This window comes from Sphingomonas sp., from assembly GCF_019242355.1.
In the GTDB taxonomy this organism is placed as follows: Bacteria; Pseudomonadota; Alphaproteobacteria; order Sphingomonadales; family Sphingomonadaceae; genus Sphingomicrobium.
In genome coordinates this window covers 1-23,951 of the sequence record NZ_JAFAVR010000165.1, presented here as the reverse complement: position 1 = coordinate 23,951, position 23,951 = coordinate 1, and the positions used below count along the sequence as shown (strand labels likewise).

Annotated in this window: 25 protein-coding genes and 1 tRNA gene; 17 read left to right on the top strand and 9 right to left on the bottom strand. The window is 64.3% G+C overall.

What is annotated here, in order from left to right; genetic code table 11:
* Positions 1-50 precede the first annotated feature (50 nt).
* Positions 51-1,280 (top strand): AAA family ATPase, encoded by a 1,230-nt coding sequence (locus JOZ79_RS08245; protein ID WP_294073086.1) that lies wholly within the window; start codon positions 51-53, stop codon positions 1,278-1,280.
* 314 nt (positions 1,281-1,594) lie between these two features.
* On the opposite strand, the gene JOZ79_RS08240 is transcribed toward JOZ79_RS08245, so the two are convergent.
* Positions 1,595-1,837 (bottom strand): hypothetical protein, encoded by a 243-nt coding sequence (locus JOZ79_RS08240; RefSeq protein ID WP_294073083.1) that lies wholly within the window; start codon positions 1,835-1,837, stop codon positions 1,595-1,597.
* A gap of 259 nt (positions 1,838-2,096) precedes the next feature.
* On the opposite strand from JOZ79_RS08240, the gene JOZ79_RS08235 reads away from it, so the two are divergent.
* The 6 genes from JOZ79_RS08235 (at position 2,097) to JOZ79_RS08210 (ending at position 7,265) form a co-directional block, all read left to right on the top strand.
* Complete coding sequence (locus JOZ79_RS08235) at positions 2,097-2,582, top strand: hypothetical protein (protein WP_294073080.1); 486 nt, start codon at positions 2,097-2,099, stop codon at positions 2,580-2,582.
* Positions 2,583-2,615: 33 nt separating this feature from the next.
* Positions 2,616-3,506 carry a hypothetical protein gene (locus JOZ79_RS08230; protein ID WP_294073077.1) on the top strand — a complete coding sequence of 297 codons (891 nt, stop codon included), beginning with the start codon at positions 2,616-2,618 and terminating at the stop codon, positions 3,504-3,506.
* A 114-nt stretch (positions 3,507-3,620) separates the two neighbouring features.
* Positions 3,621-4,100 carry a hypothetical protein gene (locus tag JOZ79_RS08225; RefSeq protein WP_294073074.1) on the top strand — a complete coding sequence of 160 codons (480 nt, stop codon included), beginning with the start codon at positions 3,621-3,623 and terminating at the stop codon, positions 4,098-4,100.
* Positions 4,097-5,650, top strand: coding sequence for a phage terminase large subunit (gene terL / locus JOZ79_RS08220; RefSeq protein ID WP_294073071.1), 1,554 nt, complete (start codon positions 4,097-4,099; stop codon positions 5,648-5,650). The genes JOZ79_RS08225 and terL overlap by 4 nt, the downstream gene beginning before the upstream one ends.
* Positions 5,638-6,318, top strand: a complete 681-nt coding sequence (locus JOZ79_RS08215; protein WP_366514808.1) for a DUF2213 domain-containing protein — start codon at positions 5,638-5,640, stop codon at positions 6,316-6,318. The genes terL and JOZ79_RS08215 overlap by 13 nt, the downstream gene beginning before the upstream one ends.
* An 80-nt stretch (positions 6,319-6,398) precedes the next feature.
* Positions 6,399-7,265 carry a hypothetical protein gene (locus tag JOZ79_RS08210; protein ID WP_294073068.1) on the top strand — a complete coding sequence of 289 codons (867 nt, stop codon included), beginning with the start codon at positions 6,399-6,401 and terminating at the stop codon, positions 7,263-7,265.
* Positions 7,266-7,546: 281 nt separating this feature from the next.
* Here the strand turns inward: JOZ79_RS08210 and JOZ79_RS08205 are convergent, their stop codons facing one another.
* Positions 7,547-7,741, bottom strand: a complete 195-nt coding sequence (locus JOZ79_RS08205; protein ID WP_294073065.1) for a hypothetical protein — start codon at positions 7,739-7,741, stop codon at positions 7,547-7,549.
* Positions 7,742-7,919: 178 nt separating this feature from the next.
* Between JOZ79_RS08205 and JOZ79_RS08200 the strand changes: the two genes are divergently transcribed.
* On the top strand, positions 7,920-8,441 hold the full coding sequence (locus JOZ79_RS08200; RefSeq protein ID WP_294073062.1) for a MarR family winged helix-turn-helix transcriptional regulator: 522 nt from the start codon (positions 7,920-7,922) through the stop codon (positions 8,439-8,441).
* 262 nt (positions 8,442-8,703) lie between these two features.
* Here the strand turns inward: JOZ79_RS08200 and JOZ79_RS14140 are convergent, their stop codons facing one another.
* The 3 genes from JOZ79_RS14140 to JOZ79_RS08190 form a co-directional block, all read right to left on the bottom strand.
* The gene (locus JOZ79_RS14140; RefSeq protein ID WP_366514807.1) at positions 8,704-9,492 is read right to left on the bottom strand and encodes a trypsin-like peptidase domain-containing protein; all 789 of its coding nucleotides are present in this window, start codon (positions 9,490-9,492) and stop codon (positions 8,704-8,706) included.
* 487 nt (positions 9,493-9,979) lie between these two features.
* Entirely contained in the window at positions 9,980-10,249 is a 270-nt protein-coding gene (locus JOZ79_RS08195; protein ID WP_294073059.1) for a ribbon-helix-helix domain-containing protein, read from the bottom strand.
* A gap of 127 nt (positions 10,250-10,376) precedes the next feature.
* Entirely contained in the window at positions 10,377-10,625 is a 249-nt protein-coding gene (locus tag JOZ79_RS08190; RefSeq protein ID WP_294073056.1) for a hypothetical protein, read from the bottom strand.
* Between the two features lie 140 nt (positions 10,626-10,765).
* On the opposite strand from JOZ79_RS08190, the gene JOZ79_RS08185 reads away from it, so the two are divergent.
* Both JOZ79_RS08185 and JOZ79_RS08180 read left to right on the top strand, forming a co-directional pair.
* The gene (locus JOZ79_RS08185; protein ID WP_294073053.1) at positions 10,766-11,176 is read left to right on the top strand and encodes an HK97-gp10 family putative phage morphogenesis protein; all 411 of its coding nucleotides are present in this window, start codon (positions 10,766-10,768) and stop codon (positions 11,174-11,176) included.
* A 1-nt stretch (position 11,177) separates the two neighbouring features.
* Positions 11,178-14,330, top strand: coding sequence for a hypothetical protein (locus JOZ79_RS08180; protein ID WP_294073050.1), 3,153 nt, complete (start codon positions 11,178-11,180; stop codon positions 14,328-14,330).
* A gap of 114 nt (positions 14,331-14,444) precedes the next feature.
* On the opposite strand, the gene JOZ79_RS08175 is transcribed toward JOZ79_RS08180, so the two are convergent.
* The gene (locus tag JOZ79_RS08175; RefSeq protein ID WP_294073047.1) at positions 14,445-14,642 is read right to left on the bottom strand and encodes a hypothetical protein; all 198 of its coding nucleotides are present in this window, start codon (positions 14,640-14,642) and stop codon (positions 14,445-14,447) included.
* 370 nt (positions 14,643-15,012) lie between these two features.
* Here JOZ79_RS08175 and JOZ79_RS08170 point away from each other — a divergent pair, with 370 nt between their 5' ends.
* The gene (locus tag JOZ79_RS08170) at positions 15,013-15,648 is read left to right on the top strand and encodes a hypothetical protein (RefSeq protein WP_294073044.1); all 636 of its coding nucleotides are present in this window, start codon (positions 15,013-15,015) and stop codon (positions 15,646-15,648) included.
* A 266-nt stretch (positions 15,649-15,914) separates the two neighbouring features.
* Here the strand turns inward: JOZ79_RS08170 and JOZ79_RS08165 are convergent.
* A tRNA-Ala gene (locus JOZ79_RS08165) sits at positions 15,915-15,990 on the bottom strand.
* A gap of 223 nt (positions 15,991-16,213) precedes the next feature.
* On the opposite strand from JOZ79_RS08165, the gene JOZ79_RS08160 reads away from it, so the two are divergent.
* Positions 16,214-17,266, top strand: coding sequence for a DUF2171 domain-containing protein (locus tag JOZ79_RS08160; protein ID WP_294073041.1), 1,053 nt, complete (start codon positions 16,214-16,216; stop codon positions 17,264-17,266).
* A 304-nt stretch (positions 17,267-17,570) separates the two neighbouring features.
* On the opposite strand, the gene JOZ79_RS08155 is transcribed toward JOZ79_RS08160, so the two are convergent.
* Complete coding sequence (locus tag JOZ79_RS08155; RefSeq protein ID WP_294073039.1) at positions 17,571-18,470, bottom strand: neutral zinc metallopeptidase; 900 nt, start codon at positions 18,468-18,470, stop codon at positions 17,571-17,573.
* 99 nt (positions 18,471-18,569) lie between these two features.
* Here JOZ79_RS08155 and JOZ79_RS08150 point away from each other — a divergent pair, with 99 nt between their 5' ends.
* From JOZ79_RS08150 to JOZ79_RS08140, 3 genes are read left to right on the top strand one after another with little or no spacing between them, the layout of a single operon-like run.
* Positions 18,570-19,337 (top strand): 3-hydroxybutyrate dehydrogenase, encoded by a 768-nt coding sequence (locus JOZ79_RS08150; protein WP_294073036.1) that lies wholly within the window; start codon positions 18,570-18,572, stop codon positions 19,335-19,337.
* Positions 19,338-19,348: 11 nt separating this feature from the next.
* A complete protein-coding gene (locus tag JOZ79_RS08145) occupies positions 19,349-19,984 on the top strand; it encodes a DUF4893 domain-containing protein (RefSeq protein ID WP_294073033.1) in 636 nt (211 codons plus the stop codon).
* A gap of 58 nt (positions 19,985-20,042) precedes the next feature.
* A complete protein-coding gene (locus JOZ79_RS08140) occupies positions 20,043-20,180 on the top strand; it encodes a hypothetical protein (RefSeq protein ID WP_294073030.1) in 138 nt (45 codons plus the stop codon).
* Between the two features lie 7 nt (positions 20,181-20,187).
* Here the strand turns inward: JOZ79_RS08140 and JOZ79_RS08135 are convergent, their stop codons facing one another.
* Positions 20,188-21,141, bottom strand: coding sequence for an aldo/keto reductase (locus JOZ79_RS08135; protein ID WP_294073028.1), 954 nt, complete (start codon positions 21,139-21,141; stop codon positions 20,188-20,190).
* Positions 21,142-21,266: 125 nt separating this feature from the next.
* Between JOZ79_RS08135 and prsK the strand changes: the two genes are divergently transcribed.
* Entirely contained in the window at positions 21,267-23,357 is a 2,091-nt protein-coding gene (gene prsK / locus JOZ79_RS08130; RefSeq protein WP_294073026.1) for an XrtA/PEP-CTERM system histidine kinase PrsK, read from the top strand.
* Between the two features lie 5 nt (positions 23,358-23,362).
* Positions 23,363-23,951 (top strand): response regulator (locus JOZ79_RS08125; protein ID WP_294073089.1); only part of this gene is annotated, 589 nt, incomplete at its 3' end.

Here is a 23,951-nt window from a genome sequence, read left to right as displayed (position 1 = left end):
GGGCCAGCTTTTCATCGCCGCCGACAACATCGTGCAGGTGGAGGGGCCAGATGGCGCATAGGCCCCTCGAAGCTGACCCTTGGGACGGAATGTCGCCCGACGATGAGCGCGGACCGGCCCTTTCCCGGCGCAGCCCCGGCTTGCTGCAGGTCGAATGGGCCGAGGAGATCGAGCCCCACCTCAATTCGCTGTGGCTGATCAAGAAGACGCTTCCGCAACAGGGCTTGGCGCTGATCTATGGTCACCCGGGCAGCGGCAAGAGCTTCCTCGCGATCGATCTGGCGATGCACGTCGCGCTCGGCTGGGATTGGAATGGACTCCGCACTCGTCGCGGGGTCGTCGTCTATGTCGGCGCCGAAGGGCAAAAGGGCCTCCGCAACCGCATTGTCGCGTTCAAGCGCCATCATGGCATCAGCGGACCCATACCGCTCGCGCTGATCCCGACGCCGATCGACCTCTACAACTCGGCGGCCGACCGCGCTGCCCTGTCAAACGCCGTCCGAGCAGCGGCAACCCGCTACGGCGATGCGCCGGCGCTCATAGTCGTCGACACGCTCTCGAAGACGCTCGGCGCCGGCAAGGAAAACACCGACGACCTGGCAGTCTATGTTGCGAACTGCGGCGCCCTCGCCGCCGAGTTCGAATGCTGCGTCCTGCCCGTGCACCATAGACCGAAGGACGCCGAGAGCACCGAGCCGCGCGGCCATGGCAGCCTCAAGGGCGGCGTCGACACGGTCGTCCTGGTCGAGGCCGGCAAGACCAAGCGCGCGCGCATCACCAAGCAGAAGGACGATGAGGAGCGCGAGCTCTTGATGTTTAACCTGCAGCCGATCGAGCTTGGCAATGACGACGACGGCGATCCAGTGACGTCCTGCGTCATCGTGCCAACATTCGTCGCGACCGATGAAGGCGTCAGCGAATTCGACCGCAAAGTCGCCCGGCTGCCGGCCGGGCCGCACCTCGTTTACAGCCAGCTCACTGAGCTCCTGGAGCAGGCTGAAGTCGCGATCCCTAGCGGAATTCCGGACGACGAAATCAACCGCGGCAGGGTTGGAAAGGTCGCCGATCTCGCCGCATGGCGAGACAAAGCAATCGCCGCCAGCGGAACACTCGATGTCCCGGCAATTGTCCCGGCAAACGCAACCTCCGGGACATGCCGGGACAAAAACCGGGACACGGCGAAAAAGGCCTTCAACCGTGCCCTCATCAGGCTCAGAAATGACGGAATTGTGCGGGTTTGGGAGCAATGGGCATGGATCACATACGAGCTGCCCTCATGACCGGGACAAAGCCGGGACAATCGGCGGGACAGCAGCCGGGACACCGGGACACCCGGGACATGGGTCTTTAGACCCTGTCACGTGTCCCACGTCCCGGCAGTCGGTTTTTGCGAGCGACACGCACGAGAGGTCGAAAACGACGCGTTACGCGTGTCGAACGCGGGCCTCCTGAAAATGGCGAGCGCTGCACCCACACTGCAGAGGTTCATCACCGGCAACTGGCGTCGATTTAGATAGGCGCCGAACTGCCTCGGCCAGCCGCCACGGAAAGCGTACGGAAAAGCGGGTGCTGAAATGCCTCGTCGCCGGCGGGCTTACGCTTTCCGAATGTCCGCCGCGTAAGTCTTGATGCCATCGATCGGGTCGGCGTTATCCGCACCTCGCAGCGCGTAGCCGAAGGCCTCCTCCGCCCGCGCGATTTCATCTTCGGAGTACGTCGTCTCCTCGCCGCAGCCAGGACAGGCGAACGGCTCGCGGATGCTGTCGAAGGCGATCTCGAAAGGCTGCCGGCAAGCGCAGCAGGTCAGTTTCACGACGGCGCTGTGTGGGGTCTTCATGGGCCTGGATTACCACAGCGAGCGAGGCCCTTCCACGCTTCCGGCTGCCGCAAGGGGGCATTTTCAGTGAACGTATAACCGCGTCTCAACGCGCGATATGATCCGCCTGCCCGCCTAATGCGGCCAGGAGAGCCCGATGTTTTGCGATCGCCACGGCCGTCCGGATCCCAACGGTGATTACGAGATCGTCAACGGCACGATCTGTGTCCGTGATGGCCGTCCCATCACCTTCTCCAGGATGTTCTTCGACAGCGCCGCAATGCCCATCGCCGACGGCAAGCCGTCATCCCCCGGATCGATCGACGAAGCTCTGCGCGAGCGATTTGCCACCATGGCGAAGACCAGCGGAACAACTGTGGCGGAAATGCTCGCGACCATGTCCCAGCAGGACATCGAAAAGGCCGCTTCCGAAGTCGCAGTGGCGTTTGTGAGCGCGCAGGCAGGTAACGGCGTCGCCGCGACCTTCGCAAAGGATGCTGCTGTGTCGCTGAGTGACGCCGAGCGAAGCATGATCATCGCGAAGGCTCGCAACGATCACGATCTCTGCCACGGTTACTTGCGCTCCCCACCCGCTTTCACCGCAGCCGATGCAGCCAAAGCTGTCTGTGCCGCGATCAAGCAAAAGGCGGGTGCAAGAGCCTTTCTCGACGAGCAGGCGGTGATCAGCACCACCCTAAAGGCTCGTCAGGACGAAGCCTACGCAGCCTCGAAGCAAGCGCTGCGGGACGCGCATCGCCAGCGGTAACCGAGATCCAGCCCCTCCTCCCGAGGTGAACCCATGCCCAAGTCATTCGAAGAGCGCTGCCAGGCAGCCATCCAGCCAAGCTCAAGGGGTCCGGACGTCCGCTCGGTCCTCGTCGACCTCGAGAACCGCGTCGTCGAACTGACCGCCAAAGCCCAGGGACTCCGTGCACTTTCGCTGGACCCGGAAACGGCGCCGGCCGCAGCGCTGTCGGCGCGCCACGAAGAAGCCGACGCGACATTCGCGATCGAGCGCCTCGAAGCGTTCAAGCCGCGGCTCGAGGAGCGACTCAGCCAGATCGAGGAAAACGACCGCAAGCGGGCGGAGGATGAAGGGCGCTCGCAGCTTGTCGCGCGGACGAGTGCGCTTGCGGATCGGTTGCGCGACCGCTGGCCCGTGCTGATCGGCGAGCTGATCGAGATTCTTGGCGAGCTCGAGGAGAATTCGGAGGCGGTCGAACGCGCCAATCGGGGCACGGCGCAGCATGCGCGAATCGTCTGCGCCGAGTTCCAGGCTCGCGGCGTCGAGGGCCCAGTCTGGCCCAACCTTGGCGGCTGGGTCGAGCGCCTGTTCAACATGCGGATTCCGGAACTGACAGGACCGCGGGTCGCCTGGCCGATCGACAAGCATCAGATTGCCATGGCGAAGGTCATGGCCGACGAGCATGCTCAAATATTAGCGGCACAGGCAGCGCGAACCCCTGCAGCAATCGCGGCCGCCAAGCGTCGCGAAGAAGCGCGTTGGACCCGCTACAGGGTCAGCCAGAAGCCTTACCGTGGCCACATGGTCACCGGAATCGGTCACCGCGAAGGCACTTCCAGCGTCGCGCAAGATCCTGTGACCCTTTGGATGCACGCCGGGCAGCGGGCGAAGGCCGAGGAGATGGGGCTGCACGTTGAGCCTCTCGAAAAGGTGCAAGCACGATGAGCTTTGCCCGCTCCCTGAATGGCGGGCAGAGGAGCGAGGACGCCACACCTCGCGCGCCGGCGGGAGCGTTACGGCATTTCGCTTCCGTCGGCGCACCCCTCAAGGGCGGTGCATGTGGCCGCTGAGACCGGCGTCCTGCCAGAGCGCGACGTCGGCGGCCGGCCGTCGAAATACGACCCGGTGCATTGCGACGCGGTCATCGCCTACTGCGCAACAGGCAAGTCGCTGACCGCTTTCGCGAGCTCAATCCGCGTGAGCCGGCGCACGCTGCTTTATTGGGCCGAGCAGCATCCGGAATTCGCTGAGGCGACCCAGATCGCGAAGGCAGCGGCCTGCTCATGGTGGGAAGATCGGGCTCTGGAAATCGGCGCCGGCGAAGGGGGGCCCGGTGCGGCGTCGATGGCGCAATTCGCATTGAAAAACCTCGCCCCCGAGGACTTCTCCGATCGCCGAGAGGTCAGCTATTCCGGCGCCATCAATCATAACTTGACGTACGAGCAGGCACGCGAGGAGGCCCGGCGCCGCGGATTGCCGGAGCGGGTGCTGATCGCCGAGACCGTCGAGCCCGACGACGATGGCGAGCCCGAAGGATGAGGTCCGCCGGCGATCTCGCCGTCCTCGAGGCGCTCGCTGCTGGCGAAGCTCAGCAGAGCTTCTGGGCATTCCGTCAGTTCATGGACCCGGGAATGATCCTCGGTTGGTGGCAGCGGGACGCCGCGGAGCACCTGCAGGAGTTCCACGCCGACCTCCAGGCGGGCAAGCGCCCCAAGCTGATCATCCAGGCGCCACCACAGCACGGGAAGTCGGAGACCATCATCGACTTCGTGGCCTGGTGCTCCGGCCGATCGCCCGACGTCCGAACGATCTATGCGTCTTTCTCGGAGCGGCTCGGGATTCGAGCCAATATGTCGCTGCAGCGAAAGTTCGATCTCGAGCGCTTCCGCAAGGCCTTCCCGCAGCTGCACCTCAACTCGCTAAACGCGGTCACGCAGGCAACGGGCCAAGCGCTTCGGAACCGCGAAATCCTCGAGTTCGTCGACCGCAAGGGCTACTTCCGCAACACGACGGTCGGCGGCGCCGTCACGGGCGAGAGCGCGGACCTGATCATCCTCGACGACCCCCTGAAGGGACGCGAGGAGGCCAATTCCGAGACGGTCCGCAACAAGACGTGGGCCTGGCTGACTGACGACCTTCTCACCCGCGCATCGAGCAACGCCGGGCTGCTCTGCATCCTGACTCGCTGGCATATCGATGACCCTGCGGCGCGGCTGATCAAAAGCGACCCGTCGGTGAAGGTGCTGAGCTATCCCGCAGTCGCGGAGGACGGAGATCAGCGCGGCGTCGTCGATCGTCGGCATCGCCAGGCCGGCGAAGCGCTATTCCCCGAGCTGAAGCCGCTCGACCAGCTCGAGCAGATGCGCAACGTGATGGATCCGGGCTCCTGGGCCAGCCTCTATCAGCAGCGCCCGACCATCGCCGGCGGTAACCTGTTCCATATCGATCAATTCCAGCGTCACCGGCACGGCGAGGAACGGCCGTACAAGCGCCGGATGATCTTCGCCGACACCGCTCAGAAGACCGGCGAGCGCAACGACTATTCGGTGTTTCAGTGCTGGGGCCTTGGCACCGACGGCGCGATCTATCTGATCGACCAGGCCCGCGGGAAGTTCGAGGCGCCGGAGCTCGAAAAGCTCGCGCGGTCCTTCTGGAAGAAGCACCGGAACTGCCGCGATGAGGACGCGGGCTACCTCACGGCGTTCGGCATCGAGGACAAGGTGAGCGGGACTGGGCTGGTGCAGCAGCTCCAGCGCGGCCCGGACAGCATTCCGATTCGGCCCATCAAGCGCCTCACAGACAAGTACTCTCGCGCCATGGACACGCTGCCCAGCGTCGCCGCCGGCCTGGTTTCAATCCCGGCCGATGCGCCCTTCACGACAGATCTGCTCGCCGAACTGGCGGAGTTCCCGGCCGGCACCCATGACGATCAGGTGGACCCGCTGCTCGACGCCGTGGCGGAGCTGCTGCTCGGCAGCGGCTATGACTGGGGCAACATGGACAGCCTCTGTCGCATCATGGGCGGCGGCGAGCACGACGCCTTTCGACAGTATCTCACCGCCAGCGGACGCCCGTTATGGACATTCTGAGGGAGCGCGCCCCCCCCAGTGAGGCCGCCGGCCTCGTCTCAATTCCGAAGTCGATGGGCCAGATCAGCCAGACGCAGATCACCCTCGACAAAGCGCTTGGGGCGATTCCACCGATCGCCCTCGAGGCTGGCCGGCGCGGCGTCCACAGGTTGCCGAACGGTTGGATGCTCGCGGTCGCTCGCGTCACTCGGGCGGGAATGTACCAAGCGTCGGAGGCCGAATTTTGCGGCGCGCCAATGGTCTATCGGCCACCGGAAGAGGTTTTCGCGCAAGCATCGCTCGAAAGCTACGCGGATGCTTGCATAACATTGAAGCACCCGGCTCACTTTCCAAATCACTATCTGCGAGATGACCCGCGGCGAGATGACTGCTCGGTTGGGCGGACGCTCGGAATCGGCGTGCGCGTTGGCAATTTCGTTGAAGTGCCGTTCTTAATCACCGATCCTGTTGCAATTTGGGCCGTTGAGAGCGGCATGTCTGCCGAGCTGAGCGTCGGCCAGCGTCGCGCCTTTTTCTCATGGGAGACCGACCAATTCACGCCAGCAGGCGATCGCTATCGGCATGCGGAAGGAGACATTCGCGTCGACCACATTGCGCTCGTCGAAAGGGGCCGCATGGGCCCGGAGTGCAGGGTCGAGACCGTTAGGCTGAACGGATTGCAGTCATGAGGGCCCCCAACAGCCTTCTCAATCCAATCGATTGCATCGGCGCTAGTCACGTGCCGTGCACTTGGGCAAACCGAAACCGCTTGTTCGAGGACCGCACCATCCTTGCCTGGACCGATGCGACGACGACGCCTGAGGCCGGGCAGACGACACTCATCCGGCTTTGGAAAATCGACGGCGTCACACTGCTGGCAGAGCATGCCGGCCTGATTGGGACCAGCTTCGACATTCCGGTCGCGTCGTTCGGTGCGGAACAAATCGCCATCGTCGAGTTCAAGGCATCACGCACAGATGCGTATGGCACTTTCGAAAGCCTTCAAGGTCATCGGCTCTATGTCCGGGTCGCTGCAGCTGCCAGCAGTGGAGCATTTGCCGGCGTTGGCACGGCGACGTTCGTCAGCGGTGTCGTCAGAGCGGCTGCATTAAGCGCTTCGGGCTCCGCATCAGAAAGCGCCGCTGGCTCGACCGGCACGACAGCCGGAACGCTTCTCGTCGGAAACAGCACGAATGGACTCATTGCAGCCGGCCAAGCTTCCGCAAACGTTCAGGTAGGGACAGCCTTTCAGGCGGTGGCGTCGGGAACAGCCACGACGGTAAAAGTTATTTGCGGCGCCAATAGTACAGCAAATTATCGGATGTGCGTTTATGGTGCTACCAGCGATGCGGCCTGGGGCGGGTCTTTGCTAGGGCGGACCGCAGATCAGTCTGGTATGGCTGATGGCATCGACGCGATTAAGTCGATTCCACTCATCGCTCCAATCAACATTGTAGCAGGCAATTGGTACGCCTTAACGATCCACGCCGACGGCGGCGTTTTCTTCCGCTCACCGAACACGGCTGCGACTGAGCGTTATTTCGCGGATACCTTCGCGGACGGACCGCTATCGAGTGCTCCTGCCAGCCCCGCCCTCAGCTCGTCGGCTGAGCCCGCAATCTGGCTGACGACCTGAGGCGGAGTTTCAAAGAGGACGTCCCCTGGACGATTTATGCCATGTTCCCGAATCGTTCTCATCGGCGTAGCTGCCGGGAATGTCGACCAAGCACGTCCGAACGACCGGTGATCTCGTTCGCTTCCGGTGCGCCCTGCTGGTCGAATGCACCCATTGCAGGAACACCCGGACCTTCAATCCGCGAGAGGCTGTGATGGCGCTCGGCAACTGGCCGCTGGACGGAATATCGAAACGGTTTCGCTGCCGGCGATGCGGGTTCAAGCAGGCGAGGGCGCGAGTGCTCAGCCCCGTCTAAGACGCCTCAGCGTTTCACCGTTGGCCAAGACGAAGGTCTCGTCGTCGATCCGCTCGACTGCATCGCCAGTATCGAGCTTGAACCTTCGAACGTGGCGGATGAAGCGTCGATCCTCGAATTGATAGATGGTTACGTGATCGCCGTTGCCGTCGATCACGGGAATTGCAGTTACCTTGGACAATGGTCCGCACTCCTAAGCGGACGATTCGGCGACGCGCAGTTCTGCCCAGATCGCAACTGCATTCAAGTCGGATGAAGGTTCATCCGTAGTGGCGGGTTGCAAGATCGGAGAGATGGATTTAGGCCTGCTAAAGCTCGGTCCACAGTCGCCGCCTACGGGCGCTGGGAAAGGCCGCGTCATGTCCCGCCAAGACAAGCTCACCCTTCCGAAGGTCGGGGATGGATCGCCGGAGCTCCCGGCGACCGACGACCGGCTGCAAGTCGACCTCAGGCTCAGCTTGGATGAGGTCGCGACAGCGAAGGAAGAGGAGTTGCGCCACAGCGCCCGTAGGCTGCCATCGTCACACGACCTATTGAGACTAGCTTGCAAGATGTATGAGGCCCGCCGAACGCGGGACAAACTGCTCGGTAATGACCTGTTCGGAGAGCCGGCCTGGGATATGCTGCTTGCCCTCTATTGCCTCCCGAAACGCGGCGAGCTGCTTGGGGTTACCTCCCTGTCTCATGCAGCCGAGGTTCCCGCCACAACAGGCCTTCGCTGGCAAAAGTCCCTCATGGCGGACGGGCTGATCGAGCGCGGTCCCGATGAAGTTGACCTGCGCCGGCAAATGGTGCGCCTGACACCCAAGGGTAAAGCGCTCCTAGAGAATTACCTTACGCGCCTGTTCTATTGCGACACGCCGGCGCCTCCGGGTCGATGACGGCCTAAAGCCCGATTTGCATTGCTGTTTAAAGGGTTGCAGCTTCGTCGAATCGACGGGGTGGCAGATGATGAGTGAAAGAGTGGAATGCGATCGCGAGTGTGCGATCCGTGTGTCCCTGAGGCTGGTAACGGAAGCAATGGATCTTCTCGACGCGCATGATGGGCCCCCCGCCGTCAGCGCTCACCTGGCGCTGGCACAACAGGGATTGCGCGAGGCTAGCAATGTCGTGGCGGCCTCGAGCTCGCTCGATAGAGGACCATCAGACGCCTGAGTGGGATGCCTCATCGGAACGTATGAATTGACCGATGTGACTTAAAATCTCGGAGGCCGGGGTTGCGACATTGTCTTGACCCGGTCGGCAGCAGGCTGCGTACTTTCTGAGTATGCCGCGAACCTGAAGGCCGTAGACGAACAGCCGCCGCTTGCCAGTTTCGGTGGAAACTATCTGGAAGATCGGTCCACCTGAGTTGCCGAGCATCGTAGCGCAGTCATTGAGCAGAGCGAGCGGGCGGACGGATGTGATACTGCAGTGAGGATCGATCAGCGGTCCGCGACTAGCAAGATGCAAAGTCGGAAAACCAGCACTGTTCACGATAGCGCCCGAAACCTTCCGCGGGTCCGCATCCACTAACGTTGCGTACCCAAATTTACTCCCGAGGCATTGGTCTAAGCGAAGCAATGCCCAATCGCTGCCTGGTACCTCGTAGGGGTCGTGCCCATCGACGTATCGCTCATAGCCGCCGGACGCGACAGTAGTTGCTGCCGTCTGCACAGGGTGATGGGTAGCTAGGGCTGCCGTAAACCAGACGCGCTGTCCGAGGACAGGACCGTCGTAGCGAATGACGTGCTGCGCGGTAATGGCATAGCACGGCGAGACAATGACCCCGGTGCCCCGGGTCCGGCTCGATTCGATGAGGCCGATTGGATTGTAGATCGCTGCAGACGCTGGGGCAGCTCGGACCCTGTCATCTGGACCAAAGATGGCCGCACTGCTCAATACCGGCTGCGCAGCCGCCAAGAGAAAAGTTAAACTCGCTGACCACCGCATGGACCAACGGATAGAGCCAACTTCGTCGAGCTGCGCTCGCAGAAGCCACCGAAATGGACCGAGTTAGTCGGCCCTGATCAATTTTGTGAAGCATTCCCCGGCCGTCGTCGCCAATCGGCCTGCTGCGTCCGTCACGAGTCGGCTGCCATCCGCGAGCTCGAGCCAATCTCCGTCGCGCTCATCATGATATTGGGTTATGAGGTGAGCGCGGCCGTGATCATCCTTCGATCTGTAGCGTGCAATGGCCATCATCGTACTTCTCCATCGTCACCGATCTGCCACGAGTTTCAGTGACGGATTATCCGCCGCGAATCCTTAATCGTCTTCCACGATCGCGTCCGCCCCGGACGATTCCGCTGATGAGCCTTTGAGCGGACCACCGTTCGCTAGCGTGCTATGGTGACAATGAGTCGATCGCCCTGCTCGGAAAGTCGGGCGCCTGGCTTCGGTGCGGCCCGTCTTTCAACCTCCTGGTTGCGGCGGGCCGTTACTGCTTGTCTTCGGCCTTCCGTCGTCGCGCCTTTTGCTTCGCGAAATGTTTGACAACCTCTTCATGGGTCAGGGTGTTTCCTTCATCGAGCGACCGCATCCCTTCGAGTGTTAGTTCGTAGCGCCGCTCCTCGTCGGCGAGCCATTCATCGAGTGCATGGCGAACGATCCAACTTCGGCTTCGCTCGATTCGATCGGCTATACTGTCTAATCTCGCCACAAGGTCCTCAGGCAGGTTGGCTGTTACCACTCGTCGGCCTTCTGACATGGATGCACCTCTCATCGGTCACCTGCCACAGAGCAGCAGCTGACTGTGTCATAACGCACTGCGTCGCAGATCGGTGCGCGTGCTCTTTCCCAGATCGAGCCGAGACCGGCCATTCTTGCGATAACGGCTAGCTTAGACTGGGCTCAAGGCGCACGGCCGAGCGGTTGGGCGATACAATCGCAATCAGGCTGCGCTTGGCGGCCTTCGCCGACTGGTCGTCACAGACGTGATCGCCGAAGTGGCCTCGGCATGGAGCGCTGTCCCGGTAGTCCGGCGTGTCGATTCCGAGAAGCCTAATCTCCCCGACGTTAGAGCAGCGGATGCTGTCGCCGTCGATCACCCAGGCGGCGGCGCAGAGGATGGGTGCGAGGATCATCGGGCGGTCCATAGCGAGCGTTGGACTTGCCAGCGAATCCGCGCGACGTGGAAGCCGCCGGCCTATGCGCGCGACGCCGGATTTGCTATCCTTCGCCGGCCACGCCGTGAGGCGTCGTGTCCCGATGGATGGAGATGAGCATGGCCAAGATCACCGGCCAGGATCGAGTGACCGCCCGCCTCAGTCGGCTCGCCAGCGAAGCGACGGTTCGGAAGGTCGGCGCCGCGCTATTCGCTGGCGGCCAGCTTATCGAAGCCGAGGCCAAGCACCTCATTACAGAGGGCGCGGTTAGCGGAAAGCACCATATCGCGTCGAAGCCCGGAGAGCCGCCCTCGAACGACACTGGAACCCTTGTCAGCCACATCGAGACGACCCAGCCTGAGCCGTTGAAGGTCGAGGTCAGCAGCAACGCGCCCTACGCCGCCGTTTTAGAATTCGGCGGGAGCAAGATGGCTGAGCGGCCCCACATGCGGCCCGCGACCGACCGGAAGCGCCAGGAGGTCGTCGAGCTCGTGCGGAACGCCGTCAACGAAGCCATCGGAGGGCGCTGACATGGCCGTCGAAGCTGACAAAGTCGTCACCGAACTGGTCGCGCAAACGGACAAGTTCAACGCCGACATCAAGGTTGCCGCTAACACCTACCAAGCCAGCATGGGCCAGATGGAGAATGCGGCCGGCGGCGCCGAAAAGGCGACCGGCAAGCTGTCCCTCGCCGCAAACAACAACCGCGTGGCGATGCTCGAGCTGCAGCACGTCGTGCGCGGTTCGACGGACCAGTTCGCGGCCGGCGCCCCGCTCACTCAGATTTTCGCTCAGCACGTCGCTTCGGTCGGCGAAGCGGCGGCGCTCGCGGGCGGAAGCATGGGCAAGTTTGGCGCTTTCCTCGCAGGGCCTTGGGGACTCGCTGCAACGGCGGCCGTCGGGATCATCACGACCTTGATCGCGAAGTATCACGCCGAAAGCGACAGCGTCGAGGATCTGATCGGCAAGCTCCGCGAGCATTTCGAGAAGACGCAAAACAGCGAAGAGGCAGATCGACAGTGGGCTCAGACGATCGACGGCCTGATCGAGAAGCAGGAGAAACTGAACGAGGTCCTGGCGAAGCGGGTTGGGCCTAGCGCGCAGGGTCAGAGCTTCATCGACATCGACACTACCGAGAAGAGCCTCAAGAAATTTCAGGAGGATCTGGACAAGATCACGAAGGTCCAGCTTCCGCAGGCGAACAAGGCGCTTGCAACCGCCAAGGCATTGCCGACCCTCGGCGGCGATCCGCAGGAAAACGCCGCCCTTGCGATTGCCCGCAACAACGCAATCTCGGAAGCGCAGGGAAAGATCGATCAGCTCAACCGGCGGGTGGATCAGCTCAACAAGCAGATCGCCGCGGCTCAACAGGCGGTCACGAACGGTCAGCTGGCGCTCGCCAATTCGGCTGCCGACGCCAGCGCCGACGCGACCGCGGCGATTGAAAGCCAAAAAACGGCGCTACTCGACCTGCTGAATGCCGCCGTCCAAGCGAAGAAGATCAATGTCGACGTCGCTCAACAGGCGCGGACAGCGATCGATCAGTATGCCGAGGCCCTGTCCAAAGCCGCGACGGCTGGCGTAACTTTCGACGCAAACCGTTTCGATCAGCAGGTCGCCAGCATGGCGAACAAGCTGGCCAAAGGCAAAGGAGACGTCGACGCCTTTACGAAGGCGCTCGATGCACAGACCCGCGCGCTCGAGCGGGATACCAAGGCAGCGCAAGATCGGAAAAAGGTCGATCCGGTCAGTCAGTTCAAACGAGATGTGATTGGAGCCGAAGGAACCGGAGCCAACGCGGCGGGGTCGTCTGCATATGGCCTTGGGCAGTTCATGCCGGGCACCTGGCTGAGCTATTTCAAGCGCACCTATCCTTCACAAGCGTCGGGGATGAACAACCCCGACATTCTAGCCCTGCGCGACAAGCCGAGGGTCGCCAGCGCGATCATCGACGCGGCCACCGACGACTACATCAAGGTGCTGAAGGCCGCGGGTCAGAGCATCACCGAGGCCAATCTCTACACCGTGCATGTCCTCGGCGAGCCGGCGGCTAAGAAGTTCTTCGCGGCCTCGGATAGCGCTTCGGCTCGCTCTGTCGTCGGTAGCAACGTCGCGAGCGTCAATGGCAACATCTTCACGGGCACCGTCGCCCAGGCGAAGGCGGAGCTCGCCAAGCGCATCGAAGACAGCTCTCCGGCAATCTCGCAGGGCGCCGCCGAACTGGCGCAATTGCAGCAGCAGGAGGTCGAACAAGCCCGCCAGTATGCGGACAAGATGTCCGGTCTCGACGATCAGGTCCTCGAAGCCCGCAAGACGCTTGGGCTCTCGGCTCAAGAGACGGCCGATATCGAAACCGCAGCCGTCAAGCTGTCTCACGATCGGTACGAGGCCAACGCCAAAGAGCTCGAAAAGGAGGGCAAGCTCGGCGGCAACCTGGGCGAACTGCTCGCGAAGAACGACGCCGTGGAGCAGGCCAGGCTCAAGGTCGTGCAAAGCCGCCTCTCGCTCGCGCAGGCGGCGGAGCGCCGGGAAGCCGCCGACAAAGCTGCGGCGACGGCCGAGGCACAAATCAACGCCGAGCAGGACCTGTTGCGATCCTCCGAGCAGCTGGTCACCTCGACAAGAGAGCGCCGCGCCATCGAGGACCGGCTGATCGCGCTTCAATTCGAGGAAGAGCGAACGGCACTCGAGCGGCAGATCGCGCGCGCGGATGAACTGCAGGCGATCGCCGCGACATCGAAGAATGCGGAAGCCATCAAGGCAGCGAGCGATGCGGAGGCCGCCGCCGCGATCGCCCGGGCGAAACTGAAGAACCTTCCGCAGCAGGAGGCCAACACCCTCGCTGCCAACGCGCAGCAAAATGCGTCACCGCTGCAGGCGTTTTTCGGTGACGTTCGCAAGCAGGCGGGCGATGTCAACGATGCCCTGGAGACCATCGCGGCGAATGGCCTGCAGAACGTCGTGGACGGCCTCTCGCAAGCCGCGGCAGGATTTCAATCGCTTGGCGACGTCGGCCGCTCGGTCCTTCAGACCCTCACCGCAGCTCTGGTAAAGCTCGCTCTTCAGGAGATCATCGCGCACACGATCGGTCGAGCGGCAAGCGCGGCGTCAGGGGCCGCCTCGATCGCTCAAGCGACTGCCGTTGGCGCGGCGATCAGCGCAGCGATGGCAGGCCCGGCTGCTCTCATGTCGCTGGCGACCAGTGGTGCGAACAGCATTGGCGCTCAGGCTGGCATCGCCAGTACCATAGGGCTTGCGACGATCCTCGGCGCTCCCAAGGCCTTGGGCGGCCGCATTTTCGGCCCTGGCGGCGACACGGCGGATAACATCCTCACTCCGTCTTCGCGCGACGAGTATATGATCCGGGCGTCGTCGGCGCGCGCGATCGGATATGACGTCCTTGATCACATGAACCAAACTGGCGCGCTGCCGAGCTTCGGCGGCCCCGTGAATGGCCGGGCCTCGGCGCCGGGCGGGGCCTACGGAGGCATCTCTCCCCGCGACATCGAGCGGCTTGAGGCAGCAATCCATGCCTCGCGGTCTGACGTTTCGGTCTATGCCGGCCTCGACCCCTCGGAGATCATGCAGCGCGCTTTCGGGGCGCCCGCGGGGAAACGAGCATTCCTCGCGCACCTCTCCGCCAATTCGGCCGCCATCAACGCTTCCCTTGGCCGCAAAGGCTGACTTTCAAGTCGGCGCCAACGCGGCTATATCCGCGCCAAGCTGCGGGCCGGTTCGGCCGTACAACTCAGGGCTCGCCTTTCGGGGTTGACTGCATTGAGTACCGCAGTCATCCCTTCAGCGATCGCGGAGCGCCTGCTCCAGCAATTGCCTGATCGCCGCTGGCCTCGATGGCCGCGGCTCCGGCTGCTTCGCGATCCAGTGGTCCAGCTTTTGCTCGAGTTCGGGATATAGCCGCAGGCCCATTGCCGGGCGGATGCCGGTCGCCGGCCGTCCCCTCCCTCTTTTTTCGCTATCGCCTATTGCGCGGGCCATGGTTAACGGCTATCGGAAAAAGCGAGCCGAGGCAAGGCGGCAACCTTGCTCCCGGCTCTGACCAGCACCGTCCTAAGGAGACGATCATGGCTTCGAACGTACTACAGTTCCCGCCGCAGCCTGCCAACGAGAACCCTGGTGACGCGCCTCCCTTTGACCCCGCCGATGCCGCCCACGTGCGCGCGTGGCGCACGCTCTGGCTGCTTGCAAACGAAGAGCTCCGCCAACGCATGATCGGGAGGCGGTGATGACCGCGGAGCCGAAACCCGCAACTTCTCGCAATCTCGAAGATAACGGTCACGAACAGGGATCTGCGAGCGTTTGCTCGACTGCCGAACAGGCGCGGGCGGGCCTCAGCAGGAGACAAATCGTGGCTACATTGGCAACAGCAGCATCGCTTCCGGCCGTCGCGATGGTTCCGACGGGAGCCTTCGCGACGGGGGCGCCGGCAGCACTCAGCAGCTGGCATCGACTATTGGCGGCTTGGCAGACCTGCCACTCCGAAGCGGAGACCGCCTCGCGCGTGTGTGACAAGATCGGAGAGGACTACGAGGCTGCCGTAAAAAAGGTGCCTCACATCACGATCGGTTACGACTGCGCCAACAAACCGATAACCACAGCTTGCGCGGTGATGCTCGCCGATGCTCGGCGGACGGTCTCAGGCGTGAGGTACCTCGAGAATTATCCCGGCAATTACGAGCGCCACCGGAGTGCGCAGAAGCTGCTAGACGCTCAGGAGCGACGTTTCGCAGACATGAAGCGGATCGATACTCGCCTCGGCTACTCAGCGGCAGCGACAGCGTGCGATGATGCTTGGGAGCGGGAAGGCGAGGCGAAGCGGCGATTGATGGACATGCCGGCGCCTAATCGCGCAGCGGCGCTTTGGAAGCTCGAGGAACTGTTCGGGCCAAAGCAGCTCGAGGACGAGGGTGGCGGCATTCCACCTTGGACCGCTGACTATACTGCGCAGTTCTTCGATGACGTCAGGCGCTTCCTAGCGAACTGATCTCGCGAGCCCGCCGGAGTGCGACCGGCGGGCTCTCTTGTCAGTTCGCTACGGAGTTTGGGGCGGATTCCCGCCAGGCGAAGAGGTGACCTGCAGTTGCGGCTGCGAATGACCCGGATGGCTTGCGCGGCGCGTGTCGAGGCGGAGCGTCACCATTTCGAGAGTTGGGACAATAAAGTCTCTCGCGTCAAGCACATCTGGTTAATGAATGCCCGTACTTTTTCCGTACAACCGCCGCACTGCATCGGCTAAGTCATTGAAAAGGCTGGTGGAGCTGAGGGGAATCGAACCCCTGACCTCTGCAGTGCGATTGCAGCGCTCTCCCATCTGAGCTACAGCCCCGCGCCTCCAGCTGGCCCCGGAACGCGACGTGATCGCCCGCCGGGAGAGCGGCTCCTAGCCGCGATTTCTTGCCCGTGCAATCGCCTGTCCCGCAGCCGTTTCGGCCCGTCGCTTTGTCGGGCTCGACCGGAGGCCGGGGAGGAACAGCCTCAGCGCGCCAGTCGTTTTCCCCAGTGCATCGACCGGACCGGAATCCGGCAGCTTCAGTGCATTGGAGGACCAAATGGCATACGACCGCTATGATACGCGCGACGACCAGCCGCGATGGCGCGACCGTGACGATGGGCCGCGCTCCCCGGGCCGCGGCGACAACCGCGGTTTCTTCGAGCGCGCCGGCGACGAGATCGCCTCGTGGTTTGGCGACGACCGCGACCGCGACCATCATCGCTCGAGCCGCGACGATCGCCCGTGGCGTGGGCGTGACGAGCACGGCTGGGACCGCGATCGCGAGCGGAGCCAGCATCGCGACCACGATCGCGGTTATGGCCGTGATGCGCAGCGCGACCGCTCGGACCGTGAGGAAAGCTATCGCGGCACCGCCTGGCCGTCGAGCGAGCGCGATTATGACCCGTCGTGGCGGAACGAACTCCGCGGCGGCCAGGACGCGGGCGAGCGCAATCGCGACCGCGGCGGCTATCGTCCGATGACGGGCGACTATGGCCGTTCCGAACGCGCGCCCGGCACAGCCGCGGCCGGCGGCTTCGCGGCCGGCGAATGGGATCGCAACCGGGGCTCCGGCAACCGTAGCGAATGGGCCAGCGATCCCTATCGCAGCAGCAGCCGCGCCGGCTCGCGTGACCAGTCGGACCGAAGCCAGGACTTCGATCCGCACTACCGGTCATGGCGCGACCAGCACATGAGCAGTCTCGACCGCGACTATGACGATTACCGGCGCGAGAACCAGTCGAAGTTCGACAACGACTTCTCGAGCTGGCGTGACCGACGCACGCACAAGCGCGGCCTGCTCGGCCAGATCCGCGAGCATATGGAGGTCGTCGGCAGCGATGACCAGCATGTCGGCAAGGTCGACAAGACCGCCGGCGACCGGATCATCCTCGCCAAGTCGGATCCCGACAGCGGCGGCGTCCATCATTCGCTGAGCTGCGCGCACATCGACCGTGTCGAGGGCGATCGCGTGATCCTCGATCGATCGGCCGATCAGGCCCGCAAGGAGTGGCGCGACGAGAGCCGCAGCCGGGCCCTGTTCGAGCGCGAAGACTCTGGCGAGATGGGAAGCCACACACTGAATCGCAGCTTCGAGGGCACCTACCGGTAACCTCGAACCGGTTGCCTCCCAACCGCGGGAGGCTGGGGTCCGGTCGCAAGGCCGGACCAAGACCAGGCCCGGCCGTGTCCTCCCCTGCACGGCCGGGCCTTTCCTGTGCACCGTCGGCGTCGCCGCGCAATTCAGGCTGTCCTACAGGCGACCTTCCGTGCCTTAAGACTAGGGATGCGCTATCCGGTGATCATCCGCTCTGCGTCGAACCTCACGCTGCACGCATGCTTTCCGCGCGCCCGGCACCACGCGCGCGTGATTGGCATTACCTTTGTGACTTTCCGCGTCACCGCCGCTGCGGCGGTCAGAAGGTGCAGGCGTCCATGTTGGCGCTTTCATATCCGCGCCGGAGCGCTTCCATCCGCTGCGCCGAGCTGCCGTGAGTGAAGCTGTCGGGGACGACCGTGCCCTGGGCCTGCCTTTGCAGCGTGTCGTCGCCGATCGCCTGCGCAGCCTTCAGGCCCTCCTCGAGGTCTCCGGCCTCCATGATCGGCTGGCCTTGCGGGTCGCGGGCATTCGCCGCCCACACGCCGGCGTAGCAGTCCGCCTGAAGCTCGACCTTGACCTGGGTCGCGTTGCCCGCGGTCTCGCTTTCGCGGGCCTGCAGGTCGTGCGCCTGGCCGAGCGTGCCGGTGAGGTCCTGGACGTGATGGCCGACCTCGTGCGCGACGACATAGGCTTCCGGGAAATCGCCGGGCGCCTGGAAGCGCTGCGACAGCTCCTGGAAGAACTCGGTGTCGAGGTAGATGCTGTTGTCATTCGGGCAGTAGAAGGGTCCCATCGCGGTCTGGGCGGCGCCGCAGGCCGACTGCTGGTCTCCTTCGGAATAGAAGTGCAGCTTCGTGGGCGTGTAGCGGATGCCCTTGGGCTGAAGCAGCTTCGCCCACGTATCCTCGGTCGAGGCGAGAACCTGAAGCGTGAAATGCCTGGTGTTGGGATCGACACTGCCCTGGCTCTGCGAGGAGGTGACCTGCGACTGCGGACCGACACTTGGGTTGCCGCCGCCGCCAAGGCCGCCGAGCGAGCTCAGCAGGAAATAGCCGACGAGAAGGACCACGACGCCGCCGATGCCGAAGCGGCTGGCGACCAGCGGCAGCAGGCAGCCAAGGCCGCCGCCACCGAACCCGCCGCCGCCGAAGCCGCCGCCGCTGCCGCGGCCGTCGTCGACCCAGTTGCTGCTTTCCCGTTCGTCGCCGAGCCTCATCATGCCCTCCAGTTCGGAGGCGTAATGCTTGAACTTCTGCCACGGTTGCAAACGGCCGGTGGCCGGCGCTAGCGGCAGAGCGGGTTCGAGGAGTCACACATGCAGTTGCAGGGCAAGGTCGCGCTGGTCACCGGGTCGACGTCGGGGATCGGCCTCGCCATTGCCAGGGCTCTTGCCGGCGAGGGCGCGAAGCTGATGATCAATGGTTTCGGCGATCCTGCCGACATCGATCGCGAGTGCAGCGCTCTCGGCGCGATCCATGACGGCGCCGACATGTCCGATCCGGCCGCGATCGAGCGAATGATGCGCCGCTGCGCCGACGAGCTGGGCGGGCCCGACATTCTCGTCAACAACGCCGGCATCCAGCACGTCTCGCCGGTCCAGGACTTCCCGCCTGAAAAGTGGGACGCGATCATCGCCATCAACCTGTCGGCGGTGTTCCACACGACCCGGCTCGCACTTCCCGCGATGAAGTCGAAGGGTTGGGGCCGGATCATCAACACGGCATCGGCGCACAGTTTGGTCGCCTCCCCCAACAAGTCCGCTTACGTCGCCGCCAAGCATGGCGTCGCCGGCTTCACCAAGACGGTGGCGCTGGAGGCGGCGCGCGGCGGCGTCACGGCCAACTGCATTTCTCCGGGCTACGTCTGGACGCCCCTGGTCGAGAAGCAGATCCCCGACACCATTAAGACCCGCGGCCTGACGCGCGAGCAAGTCATGAACGACGTCCTGCTCGCCGCCCAGCCGACCAAGCGCTTCGTGACTCCCGAGGAAGTCGCTGACCTTGCCGTCTTCCTGTGCAGCGAGGGTGCGCGCTCGATCACCGGCGCCAACCTCAGCATGGACGGCGGCTGGACTGCGGCCTAGGCTTGGCCTGAATGCGCCTTGCTCCCCTTCTCGTTGGTCTCGTGACCCTGGCCGGGTGCAGCACGATCGAACGGTCGACGAGCATGTTCCCGAACCGAAGCCGGGACTGGCGGCTGGTTGCGACGCAGGACGACCAGAAGCGGCTGCGAGACTGGCGGTCGAGCTTCGTCGATGCGATCGCGGCGGCCCGGGGCGCCGGCCAGGGCCCGGCGATCGATCGCGAGGGCGCGCTGCTGCAGCCCGATGCCGTGCTTGCAGGGGGTGCGCTGGCCGATGGCGTCTATGGCTGCCGGCTGGTCAGGGTCGGCGCGAAGAACGCGGGTAACATGGCCTTTGCAAGTTCCGGCCCTCTCACTTGCCGGGTGAGCGCCGACGGGCGGCTCCAGCAGCTGGTGATGCTTGGCGGTGTCCAGCGGCAGATGGGCCTGGTTTTTCCCGGCGACCCGGTCCGGCAGGTATTCCTGGGTACCCTGATGCTTCCGGGCGAAGACCGCGCGATGCAATATGGCGCAGACGAGAACCGCGACGTGGCGGGCTATGTCGAGCAGATCGCTCCTCAACGCTGGCGGCTGATCATGCCCGCGCCGCATTTCGATTCCAGGCTCGCCGTGCTGGAGCTTGTACCTGCGCCAATGGGCGTGCGTTGATCAGGACGACCGGGAACCGCTAAAGCCGATCACACCGGACCGTGAAGGGAGCTGACCAATGCCGACCTCGTTCATCGGGCTTTTCCTGTTCTCGACGGCATTGTCACTCGCGGCGACCTTCACGGTCGTTGGCGCGCAGGCGCTCGTCCGGCGCGCTCGCGCCCGTCAGCTCAACGGGCCGCCGCGCATCCGATAGACGCCGTCTAGGCCGGCACGGCTTCCGCGCTCGCTGCATCCAGCCGCGCGATCTGGTCCGCGCTAAGGTCCAGGTGCATCGCCGCGGTGAGGTCGGCCAGCTGCCTGACGCTGGTCGCGCTTGCGATCGGCGCCGTGATCCCGGGCTGCGCCATCGTCCAGGCGAGCGCAATGGTTGCCAGAGCCGCGCCGGTTTCCTCGGCAATCTCGTCAAGCGCAGCAAGGACGCGCATGCCCTTCCCTTCGAGATAGTCGGCGACGCGGTCGCCGCGAACCGATTTGCCGAGATCGGCCCTCGACCGGTACTTGCCGGTCAGGAAGCCATTGGCGAGCGAGAAGAAGGGGAAGATCGCAAGGCCGTGCCGCGTCGCGACATCGAGCAGCGGCCCTTCCAGGCGCTCGCGCTCGACCAGATTGTACCACGGCTGCAGAGCGCAGGGCCGGGCAAGGCCACGGTCCTGAACGGTGATCATGGCCTCATCCAGTCGCTGCGGCGTGAACTGTGACAGCGCAAGCGCTCGAACCTTCCCGGCCTTCACCAGTTTATCCATCGCGCCAAGGCTGTCCGCCAGCGAGACGCTCTCATCGTCCTTGTGCTGGTAATAAAGATCGATGGTCTCGATCCCGAGCCGCCGCAGCGATGCCTCACATGCCGCTTCGATCACCGCCGGCGCGAGGCCGCTCGTGAAGCCGACCTTGGTGGCGATGACCACCCTGTCCCGATTTGAAGGATCGCGCTTCAGCCAGCGGCCGATCAGGGTCTCGCTCTCGCCGCCCTGGTGACCCGGGACCCAGGCCGAATAGACGTCGGCGGTATCGATCATCGTACCGCCGGCATCGACGAAGGCGTCGAGCACGGCGAAGCTGGTCGCCTCGTCCGCCGTCCAGCCGAAGACATTGCCGCCGAGGGCAAGCGGCGCGACGGTGATGCCGCTGTCGCCGACGGGGCGCTTCTCAATCATTGATCCTCCTTGCGACGCCTGAGTTACGTCATGGGCCTAATGTCCCAGACGGCCAAGCGTTCACGACTTGTTTGTAAAGTTTGGCGACACCGTCGGCATGTCGGAAGAATTTACAGGCTGAGCGCGTGCGCGACCTGATCGGTTTCTGGAGCTATGCGCTCGCGGCCTGCGCCTTTGCGTCCGTAACCTTGTGGCGGCTCCGCTCCCGGGTCGACCGATCCGACCAGCTGCTGCTCGGCGCCTGCTTCGTCACCGCCGTGTGGGCCGTGATAGCCGGCGTGTGCGGCCGGGAAGCGCCACTGACGATGATCTTCGGAAACCTCCGAAGCCTTGCCTGGGTGATCCTCCTCTACGACATGTCGGCGGGCGTGCGCAGCCAGGCGAGCCGCGGGCTTCGCCTCGTCTTCGGTGCAGTCGCCCTGGTGATCGGCCTCAGCCTCGTACTGAGCCTGCTCAGCCTGGCGATGTCGCGAGGGACGGACGAATTCGAGCAATTGCTGGCCGCCAGCCGGCTGCTCAGGATTACCATGTCAGCGGGTATCCTGGTGCTGGTGCACAATGTCTACGGGCATGCCGCGCCCGATAGCCGCGTGCGCATCCGCGGTCCGATGCTCGGGCTTACCCTGATGTTCGGCTATGATCTCAACCTGGCGACGGTGGCCTATCTGAGGAGTGACGGCGCCGGCGATCTCTACCGGCTGCGCGGCCTGTTCCTCGCGCTGACGGCGCCCTTCTTCACCTCCACCGGTGGCGCCAAGGACAGCCTCAAGATCAAGCTGTCGCGGGCGGCGACGTTCCAGTCGCTCTCATTGTTCGCCATCTGCTGCTACCTCGCGACGATGGCCGTGCTGGCGGGCACGTTCCGAAGCCCGACCTGGGGCCTCGCAAGCGCCGGCAGCGCGTTCCTTTTCCTGCTCCTCGTCGCGGGCGCGGCAACGCTCGTCCTGTCGGAGCACGCGCGCGGCTGGATCAAGGTCAAGCTCGCCAAGCATCTGTTCGAGCATCGCTACGACTATCGCAGCGAGTGGCTTCGCTTCACTGAGACGCTCGGCCGGTCGGGACCGGAAGCCGCGCCGCTCGGCGATCGCATCGTCAATGCCTTTGCGGCGATCGTCGATTCGCCCGGCGGTCTTCTGCTGGTCAACGACGCAGGCGGCACGATCGCTGCAGCCGCGGCCTGGAACTGGCCGGGAGCGCACCCACCGGCCGGCCACCCCGAAGCGGACGCCAGTTTCTGGTCGGAGGTCGAGGCGCGCGGTCGGATCATCGAGTTCGAGGCGCTCCGGCGCGGCTGGGGCGACGTCGTCGACCGCTCGCTCGCGGTGCCGACCTGGATGCTCGAGGATCCGTGCGTGTGGGCGGGAATCCCTCTCGTCCATCACAACCGCCTCGTCGGCATCGTGCTCCTCGCGGCGCCCGAGTATCGCCGCCCGCTGGATTGGGAGGATTTCGACCTTCTGCGGACCGCCGGCCGCCAGGCAGCGAGCTCGCTCGCCGAGGCACATGGCCAGGAAGCGCTATCGAACGCCCAGCGATTCGAGGAATTCAACCGCCGCTTCGCCTTCATCCTGCACGACGTGAAGAACCTGGTCAGCCAGCTGTCGCTGCTCGCGCGCAATGCCGAGCGCCACGCCGAGAACCCCGAGTTCCGCGCAGACATGATCGCGACCCTCAAGTCGTCGGTCGGCAAGATGAACGACCTTCTCGCTCGCCTTTCCCCGCACACTGGTGCCCGCGTCAGCAGCACGGATAGCCAGCCCCTCCGCCCGCTGCTGATCGAGGCGATTGCGGGCAAGCGCCGCAACCACGAGGTTCGCCTGACCGGCGAGACCAACCGCCATGCCGAGGTCGACGCCGCGGCATTCGAACAAGCGATCGGCCACCTTCTCCAGAACGCGATCGAGGCGAGCCCAGCCAACGAACCTGTCACCGTTCGAGTCACCGAGCGCGGCGAAACCGTCGCGATCAGCATCATCGACAAGGGCTGCGGAATGGACGTCGACTTCGTCCGCAACCGCCTCTTCCAGCCCTTCTCCTCGACCAAGCAGGGCGGCTTCGGCGTCGGCGCGTTCGAGGCGCGCTCGCTCCTGGTCGCCATGGGCGGGCGAGTGTCGGTCGACAGCCGGCCCGGAAAGGGCACCACCTTCACCATCCTCCTGCCGGCATCGCAGTCGCGATCCGAGCCGGCCGGGGACAAGCTACGGATCAGTGCATGACCGAAATCAGCGAACTTCCCGTTCTTCTCGTCGTCGAGGACGACGAGGGCCTGCAGCGGCAGCTCAAATGGGCTTACGACGGCTATCGCGTGGTCTCGGCGGGCGACCGGACCAGCGCGATCGAGGCGCTTCGGGCGAACGAGCCGGCGGTGGTGACGCTCGACCTTGGTCTCCCGCCCGATCCCGACGGGACCGAGGAAGGCTTCGCTACTTTGCAGGAGATCCTGCGCCTCAAGCCCGACACCAAGGTCATCGTCGCAACCGGCCACGGGGCCCGCGAAAGCGCGCTCAGGGCGATCGCGCTCGGCGCCTATGACTTCTACCGCAAGCCGGTCGACATCGACGATCTCGGCCTCATCGTCGCGCGCGCTTTCCACCTGCACGAGATCGAGGACGAGAACCGCCGGCTGGAGGCGGGCGGCGGCGGGACCGCCGTGCTCGGTTCGATCATCTCGGCGGCGCCGGAGATGCTGAAGGTCGCCAAGACCATCGAACGCGTCGCCAGCGCGGACGTGTCGGTGATGCTCCTGGGCGCAAGCGGCACCGGCAAGGAATTGCTCGCCCGGGCGGTGCATGAGAAGAGCGGGCGCAAGG

Coding starts and splice junctions, on each gene's coding strand:
- JOZ79_RS08175 (WP_294073047.1), bottom strand. CDS start 14,642: ATGGCCCGCGCAATAGGCGATAGCGAAAAAAGAGGGAGGGGACGGCCG.
- JOZ79_RS08140 (WP_294073030.1), top strand. CDS start 20,043: ATGCCGACCTCGTTCATCGGGCTTTTCCTGTTCTCGACGGCATTGTCA.
- JOZ79_RS08200 (WP_294073062.1), top strand. CDS start 7,920: ATGTCCCGCCAAGACAAGCTCACCCTTCCGAAGGTCGGGGATGGATCG.
- JOZ79_RS14140 (WP_366514807.1), bottom strand. CDS start 9,492: ATGCGGTGGTCAGCGAGTTTAACTTTTCTCTTGGCGGCTGCGCAGCCG.
- JOZ79_RS08235 (WP_294073080.1), top strand. CDS start 2,097: ATGCCCATCGCCGACGGCAAGCCGTCATCCCCCGGATCGATCGACGAA.
- JOZ79_RS08180 (WP_294073050.1), top strand. CDS start 11,178: ATGGCCGTCGAAGCTGACAAAGTCGTCACCGAACTGGTCGCGCAAACG.
- JOZ79_RS08160 (WP_294073041.1), top strand. CDS start 16,214: ATGGCATACGACCGCTATGATACGCGCGACGACCAGCCGCGATGGCGC.
- JOZ79_RS08150 (WP_294073036.1), top strand. CDS start 18,570: ATGCAGTTGCAGGGCAAGGTCGCGCTGGTCACCGGGTCGACGTCGGGG.
- JOZ79_RS08135 (WP_294073028.1), bottom strand. CDS start 21,141: ATGATTGAGAAGCGCCCCGTCGGCGACAGCGGCATCACCGTCGCGCCG.
- JOZ79_RS08215 (WP_366514808.1), top strand. CDS start 5,638: ATGGACATTCTGAGGGAGCGCGCCCCCCCCAGTGAGGCCGCCGGCCTC.
- JOZ79_RS08185 (WP_294073053.1), top strand. CDS start 10,766: ATGGCCAAGATCACCGGCCAGGATCGAGTGACCGCCCGCCTCAGTCGG.
- JOZ79_RS08195 (WP_294073059.1), bottom strand. CDS start 10,249: ATGTCAGAAGGCCGACGAGTGGTAACAGCCAACCTGCCTGAGGACCTT.
- JOZ79_RS08245 (WP_294073086.1), top strand. CDS start 51: ATGGCGCATAGGCCCCTCGAAGCTGACCCTTGGGACGGAATGTCGCCC.
- JOZ79_RS08145 (WP_294073033.1), top strand. CDS start 19,349: ATGCGCCTTGCTCCCCTTCTCGTTGGTCTCGTGACCCTGGCCGGGTGC.
- JOZ79_RS08190 (WP_294073056.1), bottom strand. CDS start 10,625: ATGATCCTCGCACCCATCCTCTGCGCCGCCGCCTGGGTGATCGACGGC.
- terL (WP_294073071.1), top strand. CDS start 4,097: ATGAGGTCCGCCGGCGATCTCGCCGTCCTCGAGGCGCTCGCTGCTGGC.
- JOZ79_RS08230 (WP_294073077.1), top strand. CDS start 2,616: ATGCCCAAGTCATTCGAAGAGCGCTGCCAGGCAGCCATCCAGCCAAGC.
- JOZ79_RS08155 (WP_294073039.1), bottom strand. CDS start 18,470: ATGAGGCTCGGCGACGAACGGGAAAGCAGCAACTGGGTCGACGACGGC.
- JOZ79_RS08240 (WP_294073083.1), bottom strand. CDS start 1,837: ATGAAGACCCCACACAGCGCCGTCGTGAAACTGACCTGCTGCGCTTGC.